Annotated in this window: 11 protein-coding genes, 1 pseudogene and 1 riboswitch; of the genes and pseudogenes, 7 read left to right on the top strand and 5 right to left on the bottom strand. The window is 36.5% G+C overall.

From position 1 onward, the window contains the following. Window positions 1–150: pseudogene (locus tag J7E16_RS06365) on the top strand (methylglyoxal synthase); the annotation flags it as partial. A gap of 60 nt (window positions 151–210) precedes the next feature. Here the strand turns inward: J7E16_RS06365 and J7E16_RS06360 are convergent. Next, a complete protein-coding gene (locus tag J7E16_RS06360) occupies window positions 211–2,760 on the bottom strand; it encodes a vitamin B12-dependent ribonucleotide reductase (protein WP_214890059.1) in 2,550 nt (849 codons plus the stop codon). Between the two features lie 439 nt (window positions 2,761–3,199). Next, window positions 3,200–3,302: riboswitch (THF riboswitch) on the top strand. 41 nt (window positions 3,303–3,343) lie between these two features. On the opposite strand from J7E16_RS06360, the gene J7E16_RS06355 reads away from it, so the two are divergent. Together J7E16_RS06355 and J7E16_RS06350 are read left to right on the top strand one after the other, a co-directional pair. Further along, window positions 3,344–3,859: a folate family ECF transporter S component gene (locus tag J7E16_RS06355; protein ID WP_214890053.1), complete on the top strand. Its 516-nt coding sequence runs from the start codon at window positions 3,344–3,346 to the stop codon at window positions 3,857–3,859. A gap of 135 nt (window positions 3,860–3,994) precedes the next feature. After that, window positions 3,995–4,465, top strand: a complete 471-nt coding sequence (locus J7E16_RS06350; protein WP_214890050.1) for an NUDIX domain-containing protein — start codon at window positions 3,995–3,997, stop codon at window positions 4,463–4,465. Between the two features lie 512 nt (window positions 4,466–4,977). Here the strand turns inward: J7E16_RS06350 and J7E16_RS06345 are convergent. Next, window positions 4,978–5,418: an organic hydroperoxide resistance protein gene (locus J7E16_RS06345; protein ID WP_214890047.1), complete on the bottom strand. Its 441-nt coding sequence runs from the start codon at window positions 5,416–5,418 to the stop codon at window positions 4,978–4,980. Window positions 5,419–5,582: 164 nt separating this feature from the next. Between J7E16_RS06345 and thmT the strand changes: the two genes are divergently transcribed. Then, window positions 5,583–5,762: a 2-hydroxymuconate tautomerase gene (thmT, locus tag J7E16_RS06340; protein WP_214890044.1), complete on the top strand. Its 180-nt coding sequence runs from the start codon at window positions 5,583–5,585 to the stop codon at window positions 5,760–5,762. Window positions 5,763–5,816: 54 nt separating this feature from the next. On the opposite strand, the gene yidA is transcribed toward thmT, so the two are convergent. Genes yidA through J7E16_RS06325 form a run of 3 tightly spaced genes read right to left on the bottom strand, consistent with a single transcriptional unit; the run spans window position 5,817 to window position 8,914 of the window. Further along, window positions 5,817–6,656 carry a sugar-phosphatase gene (gene yidA / locus J7E16_RS06335; RefSeq protein WP_214890041.1) on the bottom strand — a complete coding sequence of 280 codons (840 nt, stop codon included), beginning with the start codon at window positions 6,654–6,656 and terminating at the stop codon, window positions 5,817–5,819. After that, window positions 6,657–8,048 (bottom strand): HD domain-containing protein, encoded by a 1,392-nt coding sequence (locus tag J7E16_RS06330; protein ID WP_214890038.1) that lies wholly within the window; start codon window positions 8,046–8,048, stop codon window positions 6,657–6,659. Next, window positions 8,045–8,914 carry a lipoate--protein ligase family protein gene (locus tag J7E16_RS06325; RefSeq protein ID WP_214890035.1) on the bottom strand — a complete coding sequence of 290 codons (870 nt, stop codon included), beginning with the start codon at window positions 8,912–8,914 and terminating at the stop codon, window positions 8,045–8,047. The genes J7E16_RS06330 and J7E16_RS06325 overlap by 4 nt, the downstream gene beginning before the upstream one ends. Window positions 8,915–9,080: 166 nt before the next feature. Here J7E16_RS06325 and J7E16_RS06320 point away from each other — a divergent pair, with 166 nt between their 5' ends. The 3 genes from J7E16_RS06320 (at window position 9,081) to pyrG (ending at window position 12,083) form a co-directional block, all read left to right on the top strand. Then, window positions 9,081–9,551 (top strand): YwiB family protein, encoded by a 471-nt coding sequence (locus J7E16_RS06320; protein ID WP_251006098.1) that lies wholly within the window; start codon window positions 9,081–9,083, stop codon window positions 9,549–9,551. Window positions 9,552–9,595: 44 nt separating this feature from the next. Continuing rightward, window positions 9,596–10,216: a DNA-directed RNA polymerase subunit delta gene (gene rpoE, locus J7E16_RS06315; RefSeq protein ID WP_034547336.1), complete on the top strand. Its 621-nt coding sequence runs from the start codon at window positions 9,596–9,598 to the stop codon at window positions 10,214–10,216. 268 nt (window positions 10,217–10,484) lie between these two features. After that, entirely contained in the window at window positions 10,485–12,083 is a 1,599-nt protein-coding gene (pyrG, locus tag J7E16_RS06310) for a CTP synthase (RefSeq protein WP_214890032.1), read from the top strand. The last annotated feature ends 80 nt before the right edge of the window (window positions 12,084–12,163 follow it).

Below are 12,163 nucleotides of genomic sequence, written 5' to 3'. Positions count from 1 at the left end.
CTGCTAAGATTATGTGATGTTTATGAAATACCTTTAGCAACTAACCTTGGAACGAGTGAAGTTTTACTGAGAGGTCTAGGAAGTGGATTTATTGAATGGCGTAAAACACAACGCGACTCTCAATTAAAAGAACTAGAAGCATTCGAATGAAAAAAGGAACATCGGACAATTTAAATTGTCCGATGTTCCTTTTTTATTACATATTTTTTATTACAAGCCGCATTTTAATTGAGCGTTACAATTGGTGCATGTATTGCAGCCGCCCAGATCTTCTACAGTTCCTTGACGACAGACAGGGCAAGTATCACCAATTTCATTCCCATAATTTTGCGCTTCACTAACAGTAGCGACTTGAATCGCTTTTTGTTCTGAAGAAAGGTTTTCTTCAGTTAAATCTTCGTCCCAAATGGTTTCTTCAGCTTTTAAAGTCAATACTTGCGAGTCACGGCTTCCGTCTACATAAACGGTTCCGCCTTTTGCTCCACCTTTATAAAGACGCTCATAAATTTTTTGAACTTGTTCGACAGAATAACCTTTAGGAGCATTGACTGTTTTAGAAATAGAGCTATCGATCCAACGTTGGATCGTGCATTGTACATCAACATGAGCCTCAGGTTTTAAGCTCATTGCTGATACGAATTGTTTGGGCAATCGTTCAGGATCTGCTTCTGGATGTTGCTCTAGGTATTCTTGAACGATGTCAGCTTTTACTTCGATGAATTTACCTAAGCGTCCGCTTCTGAAATAACTGAACGAGTAGTAAGGTTCAAGTCCTGTTGAAACACCGACCATAGTACCTGTTGAACCTGTTGGAGCAACAGTTAATAAATGAGAATTACGTATCCCATATTTCAAGATACCTTCATGAATGTGTTTTGGCATTTTCTTCATGAAACCGGATTGAATGAACTTTTCTCTTAGTTGAATTGTCTCTGCATCATCTTTCCCAATTAGGAATGGGAAACTGCCCCGTTCTTTTGCTAATTCAATCGAAGCCTCATAGGCAGCAATAGCAATCGTTTTAAATATTTTATCGACTAATTGATTGCCTTTTTGAGAACCGTATTCTTCGCCACAGTAAATCAGTAAGTCAGCGAGTCCCATAATACCTAAACCAACGCGGCGTTCTCCTAAAGCTTGTTTTTCGTTCTCTGCTAAGAAGTAAGGAGTAGCATCAATCACGTTATCCTGCATACGTACTCCGACTTGAACAGTTTGTTTTAATTTATCAAAATCAACTGTTCCGGATTCTTTATTAGCCATCTCAGCTAAATTAACAGCTGCTAGATTACACACAGAATATGGAGCGAGTGGCTGTTCGCCACAAGGATTGGTGGCAACAACTTTTTGCCCATAGGCAGAAGCATTTGTCATCTCATTCGCATTATCAATAAAGAAAATACCGGGTTCAGCAGAGTAAGTGGCACAAATAGTAATGATTTTCCATAATTCACGAGCCTTTATTGTACGATAAGTATGAACTGCATGACCCATAGCTTCCCATTCACGAACATCTCCAACTTCTGGCCAATGAGCATTATATTCCTTCATATCTTCTGGACTGTAGGTCTCTACGGCAGGGAAGCGAAGCGCATAATCGGAATCTTTTTCAACAGCTTCCATGAAATCATTCGTTAAACAAATCGAAATGTTTGCGCCAGATAAAAATTCCGGATCATGGACACTATAGGTACCGCCAGTTTTTAATTTAGCAGTTACTTCTTTCATCGTTAGTGCATCAAATCCACCATAACCTGGTACATTTTTATAATTTGAAATATTCTGATACATAGCAGTTTCGCGTTCTGTAAGAGGAGTGAATTTCAACTTTTCAGTGGCTAACTTCTTTATCTGAGCATCCGCTGTATTTTCAATTAGATACCGTAAAATGCGCGGGTTTTGCATTTTTGAAATAATAAATTCAATAATATCTGGATGCCAATCTGCTAACATGATCATTTGAGCTCCACGGCGACTGCCACCTTGTTCAACTAGGTGAGTTAATTTAGCGATATCATCTAGCCAAGAGACAGCGCCTGATGATTTTCCATTCACGCCGCGAGCTAGCGTATGGCGAGGGCGAAGAGTAGAACCATTCGTTCCAACACCGCCACCGCGACTCATGATTTCCATAACTTGTTTCCGGTGATCCGAAATACCTTCGCGAGAATCTGGAACAAAAGGCATAACATAGCAATTGAAATAAGTGACATCAGTTTTTGAACCTGCACCATATAAAACACGTCCTGCAGGGATAAAATTCAAGTTCTTTAATTCTTCGTAAAAGACAGTGTAAGCAGCTTTCCTTTTTTCAGGATTTGACTCTACAGCGGCTAATCCAGTCGCATTTCGTTTAGCGATTTGCTCATAAAAAATTTCGAGTGGTTTTTCGATCAAATCTAGACTGCAAGTAATGATCCCCGTTTTTTTCTCATGCTCATCTTCAATAGATCCTCGAAACTCTTCATCGATTAAAATTGAAGCTGTATGTTGAGAATGATTGATCTCTGTAACAAATCCAGTTCCTCTAGTAGGGTATTGTGGGTCAGGTTTAATTGTTAAAACAACCAAATCTCCAATAGCAAGAGTTGATTTTGAAAGATCTTTAAAGGAATAACGATCTAACATGACTAACCGAGAAACCCCTTTATAGGTTAACCTCATATCGCTAGTTATCGGATGGACTTGAGGGAAAGCTTGAATAGCTTCATTTAGTTTCTTAATGTTAGCTTCTTTTTTTTCAGATATATTTGCAATGATGGATACCACTCCTTAATAAATTAGATATGTAAATCAACAGATAGCATAAACTGTTGATTTCAATTTGTGCTATATATAGTTATCGATAATTTATTCTACACCACATATTGTGTTTTTGCACGATTTAAAATCGTCTTTTTAAAATAAAAAAAAAAAAAGAGGCAAAAACAACTCGCCCCAATCCTTTTCAGAAAACTATTTATTTATTTTTTAAAAAATTATTGTTCATTTAAGAAATCTAGAGCATATCTGACATGTAGTTCGGTTGCTATGGCTAATCCACGTTCATCAGTATCAAAATTATTATGGGTACTCCTGTAATAAGCAGACGCTTTACACTATTGATTTGCTAACTATATTAAAGATTGCTTAGCTACTATCAGAAATAGGTAGAATGTGCTATAGTGAGTTAGCCTAATATATATATAATAGGTAATATATCAGAGTAGGAAATAAAGCGTTAAGTGTCGCTGGGATGGGATGTTGCCCGCGAACGAAAAATTGTTTACACAATTTGCGGTTTTGTTTCTGCATTCGCTGCATAAATCTTTATGTGTGGAGCTCTTCAAAGGGGATCTTCAAAATGAACAAAAATAAATACGATGCAAGAAGCATTTCGAAAATTGGATTATTGATGGCGTTAGAAATCGTTTTGACCCAATTTATTTCAATTGAAACGCCTATTGTACGGGTTGGTTTTGGCTTTTTACCAATAGCCATTATCGCTATGCTGTATGGTCCTTGGATAGCTGGAATGGCTTCAGCAATAACAGATGTAGTAGGGACTATATTATTTGGTGGGGGAGTGTTTTTCCCAGGGTTTACTTTATCTGCCTTTATCGGTGGAGTGATTTATGGCCTGGTTCTTTATAAGAAACCTAAATCATTAAAAAGAATCATCTTAGCGATTCTTTTGGTCACCATTTTTGTAAACTTAGGGTTAAATACTTTGTGGCTAACGATGCTTTTAGATAAAGCGATAGTCGTTATTTTCCCAACCCGACTGATACAAAATATAATTTTAGCGCCAATCAATATGGCAATGCTGTATTTTGTTGTTCAGAACAAAACGTTGCGAAAAGCAGTAGGAATTGAGTAAATATTGATTAAATAAATAGAATAACATCCAATCTAAGACAGCTTAAATTTGAGCTGTCTTTTTTTTGTATGCATAATATAATAAGGAAAAAGATTCGAAAAGATGAGGATATGATTAAAAAAGAGAAGGTGCGAGATGGTAATGAAAACGTTCGGTTTAAAAAGAGATGATCAAGTTTATCGGATACGAGTTGGTGTGCATCTAGTTATTTCTGATTCAGAAAGAAATAAAATTCTACTCGTTTCGCCTCCAAACGGCTCTTATTTGCTGCCGGGTGGAGAAATAGAAGAGAATGAAACGCATGAAGAAACGGCAAAACGAGAATCTATGGAAGAATTAGGTTTCGAGATAGAGGTAGGACAATTTATCGGTGAAGCAGAAGAATACTATTATTCTAAACACCGCAAGCAACACTATCATAATCCTGCTTATTTTTATATTTGTAAGTCATGGGAATCAGTTTGTGAACCGTTAGAAGATTTCAATCAATTAGAATGGGTATCTATTTCTGAAGCATTAACTAAACTAAAAAGAGGCAGCCATAAGTGGGCGGTAAAACAATATGAAAGCTCTTTTTTGAAGACGAATCAATCTATAAAATCATAAAAAAACAAAGAAGAAACTGGGGCATGATCCAAATCTCATTGCCTATCCAACCATTGATTCCAAAGCTGCTTCTGAAAGGAACCTCGCCGGTAGAAAATATAAAAATCATAGAAAAAAATAGATCGAATATTTTATGATCTAGATAAATAGGGTCTATAATTTTTGGTATCAATAGATCAGTTTGATTGCTCACTAGAAATTTCTAGCGAAAAAGGAGTTGCTTGTAGCCTAAAATGAAGCACTGTGGGCAAATAATGCCCAAGTGTATCATGTTTATAAGCTGCTAAAGCAGCAACAACCATGACAACTTTTTTTCAAGTCTCAGGCGTTTCCATGGCTCTCCACAAGCAAATCCGTTATTCCAGAAGAAATTTCTTTTAAGGCACCAATCCATTTTTCAAACAATTAATATATTTAGAACAGCAAAAGGGTCCGTTCATCAGTTTCCTGAACAGACCCTTTTTTTCTTATTCTCAGCTAGTTATGTCCCAGCCTCTTCTGAATGATAGTTTTTATTTATCTGCTTCATAAGCAACAGCGGTCACTGTTACATCGATATTGCCACTAGTTGCTTTGGAGTAAGGGCAATAAGCATGAGCTCGGTTTGCTAATTCTTGGGTAGTTGCAGTATCTTGACCTTCAATTCCAACATCCAATTTCACTGCAAGCTTAGAGCCGCCGTCAGTCGGGTCTGAATGCAATTCAACATTAGCCGTAATTTGGCTTTTTCCAGAAATTTTATCTTGTTTCATCATGTGCTCTACAGCTGAATTGAAGCAAGCACTATAGCCTAGTGCAAATAATTGCTCTGGGTTGCTTCCTTGACCAGGACCGCCCATAGCTTTTGGAGTAGAAACTCGAACAGAAAATGACTTGTCTGGCAAATGACTTTCTCCATTTCGCCCACCAGTGTTGATTGCTGTAGTTTGATATAATACTTTTGAATTCGTCATATTTGAAATGCTCCTCTCTAAATTACCGTGCAAAACAAGTATACTAATAGTGAATCAAAAAAACTAATTATCTGTTCGGAGTAATAAAAAGAAAAAATTAGTTGAAAAGTAAAAAGGGTATCGCTAGAATTAAGAGAAGAGTACATGGAGAGGAGAGTTTTTTTATGCCATTAGTACATGTTGAATTAGTTGAAGGACGGACTGCAGAGCAAAAAGCAGGTCTAGTTAGAGACATTACACAAGCAGTAGTAAAGAATACCGGAGCAACCGAAGATCGCGTTCATGTCATTATAGAAGATATGAAAAAAAGCAATTACGCTGTTGGTGGGAAATTACTAGGTTAAACAAAAAGAAAAATAAGCTATGAGTAGATACTCATAGCTTATTTTTCTTTTTGTTTAGTCAGATAAGTTATCGACAGAAATGTTTTCAAAAGCAATGGCTTCAATTGCTGTAGCAACGCCGTCGTACTCATTTGTATCGGTAATATAATCGCTCACTTCTTTTAAACTGGCAACAGCATTACCCATGGCAACACCCATTCCAGCGTATTGGATCATATCTATATCATTTTCATTATCGCCAATCGCCATAATATTTTCTTTAGGTATGTCTAGAATACGTGCTAAATCCTTTAATGCTTGCCCTTTGCTAGCAGATTTATTCAGTACTTCAAGGTAAAAGGGTTCGCTCTTTAAAATAGTATACTCAGCATAAAAACTTTTTGGTAATTTAGCAATAGCAGCATCTAAAATATCTGGTTCATCTATCATCATCATTTTGCTGATTTCAAGGGTTGGATCCATTTCTTCTACTGTGCGGTATCGAATAGGCATATTGACTAAGGATGATTCTCTTACGCTATACGGACTAATATCTTTATTAGCAGTATAAATATGGGTTTCGTCAATAGTATGGCAGTGACTCCCAACTTGACGACTCATTGCCTCAATTTTCAGGAAATTTTCATAGCTCAAAGTATGGTGAGCAATAGCTTTTCCATTATGTGATTGTTGGACTAATGCGCCATTATAGGTAATAACATAATCGCCTTCCTCTTCTAGATTTAAGGCTTCTAGGATTGGGAATACGCCTGGCAACGGGCGGCCAGTACAAAGGACAATTTTTATGCCTTTCGTTTTAGCCATTTCAATCGTTTCTTTAACTTTAGCGCTTATTTTTCTTTCGGGTGTTAACAACGTGCCATCTAAATCGATAGCGATCAATTCTATTGTCATTTAGGTGAGTCCTCCACTAATTTTATTTGGGTCAATAATAGCCCCATTCTTGATATAACGGTTAAATTCATCGTACAAGTGCTCAAATAAGGTGATTTCATTGGATGCATCCGGCTTTAAGAATTCTTTTGGAACATAAAACCGTTCATCGCCACGCACCTTTCCTGCTATTGACGAAACAATTTCACTTGCTTTAGAAAGTTCAACAAGTGTACCATCTTGACGAACCAATTCTATTTGTGTGCGATTGGTATTCTGGTTCGGACGATAGAAGTCGTAAGGAAGGTCATAGCTGTTATTGATAGCTGTATAGTAATCTGTGTCATATCCTGCTTCACGAATGATCGCTTTTAGGTCTTCAATCAGATCCATATCCGTTTTACTGGAAAATTTAACTGACTTAAAAGGGTGCCTATCGAGAAAACGCGTAGCTAAATCGCTTAGAATTGGATCTTTTTCTTCTTTCCATAAGGTGAAATAAGTTGCTAAAACGCCATCATCTAATTTCAGATAATCTTTAAGCGTAAAGTTTTTTTCAAAAAAAGGACCAAGTAAGTTTAGTTGGTCTTTAAATTGGATCGCTGGATCAACATACATTTTTTTGGCCCGTTTCAACAAATGATCCAAAATGACTTCCATTCCTCTAGAGACCGGATGAAAGTAGACTTGCATGTACATCTGGTAGCGACTGACGATGTAATCTTCAACGGCATGCATGCCGGACATTTGGAAGTAGATACCATCCTTATACGGACGAATAACTCTGAGGATACGGGTTAAATCAAATGTACCATAGTTGACACCTGTATGATAGGCATCGCGCAATAAGTAGTCCATCCGGTCTGCGTCGATTTGACTAGAAATAAGTTGGACCACTTGCGGATTAGGGTAAGTTTTTTGGATAATACTGGCAACTTTTTCTGGAAAATCTTCACTCACTTTAGATAAAATTTGGTAAACTTCAGTTTCTGGAGAAGTGATGATGGCTACAGTGATCTCTTCATGATCTGTTTTAAAGATATGCTCAAATGTGTGAGAATACGGTCCATGTCCAATATCATGTAAAAGTGCAGCGCATAAAGCAACTAACCGTTCGTTATCATCCCAGCCGCCGTCGCCTGGTGTTTGAGTGGCATAATTCCTCTCAAATGTATCACAGATTCGACGAGTAATTTCGTATACACCCAATGAATGAGTGAATCGTGTGTGTTCTGCGCCGTGAAAAGTTAAGGAAGAGGTACCTAATTGTTTGATTCTTCGTAATCTCTGAAATTCACTTGAATTGATTAAATCTAAAATAATCTGATGTTGAATATGAATATAATCATGGACTGGATCACGAAAAACGTGTTCTATTGGCAGTAGTAAATTACCATCATAAAGGCTGCTCATTTGATCAGCTCCTTATCAATTGAAGTGCCAAGCATTTGCTGGTTGCGGTGTATCATTTTTTCGAAACCTTCATTATAGTCGGTTATTATCTCTGAAGAATACTCGCCAGGTATGATTGTGCAATTGTTTTTAAGAAGGGTACGTAGGATCAGGTTTTTCATTCCGTCTACAGTTAAGGAAATACCGAGCAAATCCTCCAATGTAGCCATTACGGCAGGATCAACTGATGGGAATTGCCATTTTACCGTTTCGCCCTTTAATCCAGCTTGATAAAATTCGCGTATCATTTCAGCTCTTTTAAACTGATTGCCAGTTACACTGATGTATATCATGATTGCTACGCCATTTTTTAAACGCCTTTGCGAGATTCCGGCAAATTTTTTCCCGTCAATACTTAAATCATATTCTCCAGGGCAATAAGAGTCTTTGATTTCATAAGCTAAGCTTTTTTTTCCATAGTCTTTGAGAGAATCATTGATTAGCTGCAGCATATGCTCATATCCAGTACTTATAGTCATTTTTTGTTTAAGATTCTCAGGTAGTATAAGGGAAAAGTTTAGCACGCCCTCATCTCCAACTACAGCTAACCCTCCAGAATTGCGTACAATATAAGGATGAGCGTAACGGTCAATAACTTCTAAAGCATCTTTGAAGTAAGGTAGTTTGGTATCCATCATGCCTAAAATGACTAAATTTGAAGTTGGCCAAAAATGCAAAATATTTTTTTGATACTTTCCAGCATAACGCAATAAACTATCTGTCAAAGCAAAATGAGAAATAGCTTTGTTAGCAAAAGGCATTGTTTCAGCTTCATAAAGTTCATAAGAATAATCCGTTGAGATTTTTTTATTATCAGTAATTATCATTGGTTTAACTTCCTTTATTTGATTAGAAATAGCATTCTTATCCTATTATAACAAATTTTATTGCAGGGTTCTTCCTTAACCGTTATAAAAAGCATAATATTTCCTTTATTTATGATAAGATGGTTATGCAATAAAGTGAAAATAGATAGTTGGAATCACTAAACCTATGGTGAATATAGGAATTGAAAATTATGAGGTGAAACAATTGGATCTATCAAAAGGAAGAGCAGCTCAGATACATTTAGAGACGATCATTTCTCAAGGCAATGAAACTGAAAAACATGTATTTGACGAAGCTGGTAAAGTTGTTCAAATGAATTCGTCTTATTATATTCGTTTCCAAGAAACCTATGAAGCAGGAGTCATTCCTGTAACGGTTAAAATCGATCCTTCTGGAATCGTTACCCTTACGCGTAAAGGTGAAACGACTACGCGAATGAGATTTGATAAAGGCGAACGGTTTGAAACGCTCTATCATACGCCACAAGGTGAAGTGAAAATTGAAACAATGACAAAAAACATGCAAATCAGTTATACAGATGAACCTTTTTCTGGGAGAGTATATATTGAATATGACTTATTTTTAGGAAAAGAAAAATTAGGAGATTACAAATTACAATTGCTTTTTACTATTTAAATATTGTATGATAAAGAATAGACTGTTGAAAGGACGTGGCTTTCGTGAAATTAGCACAATTTGAGGATCAAAACAAAGATGAATTGTCAATGATTGAAGTAGCACATGCCATCTTAGATCAAAAAGGAGAAATACTTGATTTCTCAGCTTTATTAAAAGAAGTACAGGATTTTCTAAATATAAATTCAAAAGAAATTACAAGTAAAACTTCTCAATTTTATACAGATTTAAATATTGATGGTAGTTTTATTTCCTTAGGAGAAAATCGTTGGGGATTGCGTTCATGGTATCCAATTGATTTTATTGACGAAGAAGTTACTCAAGGAAATGAAGACGAAGCTCCACGTCGTAAAAAACGCAAAAAAGCTAGTGCATTTGTTACAGGTGAAGATGATATTGATTACAATGATGATGACCCTGAGGACGATGATTCTCCTGAAGAGGAAGAAGATGATAATGCTACTACTTACGGTGGACGCGTTTCTGTTGATGAACACGGTGTAATGGTTGACGATGAAGATAAAGAAGATCTTGGAGAATACAAGAAAGATTTGTCTGAACTAGGTACTGATGATGAAGAAGATGAATTACCTGACGGTGTTGAAGGGGAACTTACAATCATTGAAGACGAAGATGAAGAAGATTCTGACGAAGAAGAGTATTAACAAAAAAGTTCAATGAATTTATTTTCTGATAGTAGTTTTTCGATAAAAACGCTGTCCAGAAGAATAACTTGACGTTTTATGTAGGAATGTGTAATATCTACATTGGGCTCCCTTGAAAGATTAAAGGGACAGGAACTATAAGTAATCAAAAAGCTCCCTATTCTACTAATGGATAGGGGGCTTTGTTTTTTTGTTGCTACCCAAAAAAATGAAAGTGATTAGTGGTTTTTTTCTTTTTAGATTAATAAATATAGAAGGAGTCGGAAAAATGACAAAATATATTTTTGTAACAGGTGGAGTAGTATCTTCCATAGGCAAAGGAATTGCAGCGGCATCTTTAGGACGGTTATTAAAAAACCGTGGATTAAAAGTAACGATCCAAAAATTTGATCCTTACATCAATGTTGACCCAGGTACAATGAGTCCTTATCAACATGGAGAAGTTTTTGTAACAGATGATGGAGCTGAAACCGACTTAGACTTAGGTCATTACGAACGGTTTATTGATATCAATTTAAATCAATATTCGAATGTAACAACGGGGAAAATCTATTCTGAAGTCATACGCAAAGAACGCAAGGGAGAGTACTTGGGGGCAACAGTACAAGTTATTCCGCATATTACCAATGAAATCAAAGAAAAAATTATGCGTGCAGGACAAACAACAGATTCTGATATCGTCATAACAGAGGTTGGTGGGACAGTAGGAGATATTGAGTCATTACCTTTCCTAGAAGCCTTACGTCAAATGAAAAGTGATGTTGGTGCAGATAATGTTATGTACATCCATACAACATTGATTCCTTATCTTGGCGCAGCTGGTGAAATGAAAACCAAACCAACACAACACAGTGTGAAAGAATTACGTGGATTAGGGATCCAGCCCAATCTTTTAGTCATCCGTACAGAAAAACCTGTTCCGCAAAGTTTGAAAGATAAACTAGCTTCATTTTGTGATGTCTATCCTGAGGCTATTATTGAGTCACGTGATGTAGATACGTTATATTCTATTCCTTTAAATTTGCAGAAACAAAATATGGATCAAATCGTTTGTGACCATCTTAAAATTGATGCCCCACCTGCTGACATGTCAGAGTGGATCGCGCTAGAACAAAAAGTACTGCATTTATCTAAGAAAACAAAAATTGCATTAGTTGGAAAATATGTTGAATTACCAGATGCGTATTTATCCGTTATCGAATCATTAAATCATGCAGGATATGCGGTAGATTCTGAAATTGAAGTAGATTGGATCAATGCTGAAGAAGTGACACCGGATAATGTTGAAAGTAAATTGAAAAATGCGGATGGGATTTTAGTTCCAGGCGGATTTGGCGATCGTGGCTTAGAAGGTAAAATTTTAGCTATTCAATATGCACGTGAAAATAAGGTTCCTTTCCTAGGTATTTGCTTAGGTATGCAACTAGCATGTGTAGAATATGCACGTAATGTTGTAGGGTTAGAAGGCGCTCACTCAGCAGAAACAGATCCAGATACGCCATATAACATTATCGATTTGATGTTGAATCAAAAAGATGTGGTCAATATGGGAGGTACGTTGCGTCTAGGGCTATACCCATGCAAACTAAAACCTGGGTCTGTAGCAGCGAACGTATACGATAATGCTGAAGTTGTTCAAGAACGCCACCGTCACCGTTATGAGTTTAACAATGAATACCGGAATATGATGGAAGAAAAAGGCTTAGTCTTTTCAGGAGTTTCGCCCGATAATCGTCTAGTTGAGATCGTGGAGTTATCTGACCATCCATTTTATATAGCTTGTCAATTTCATCCAGAATTCATCTCTCGTCCGAATCGCCCGCAAAAATTATTCTTAGGATTTGTAAAAGCAGCATTAAATAACTAATAACAAAAAGGGTATGAAACTAGATAAGTTTATAATAATCTAGATATTCTAATGTTTTTTTGTTATAATAGCATCGTTGA

This window comes from Carnobacterium sp. ISL-102, assembly GCF_018612935.1.
GTDB classification, from domain to species: domain Bacteria; phylum Bacillota; class Bacilli; order Lactobacillales; family Carnobacteriaceae; genus Carnobacterium_B; species Carnobacterium_B alterfunditum.
This window is presented reverse-complemented; position numbering and strand designations above follow the sequence as displayed.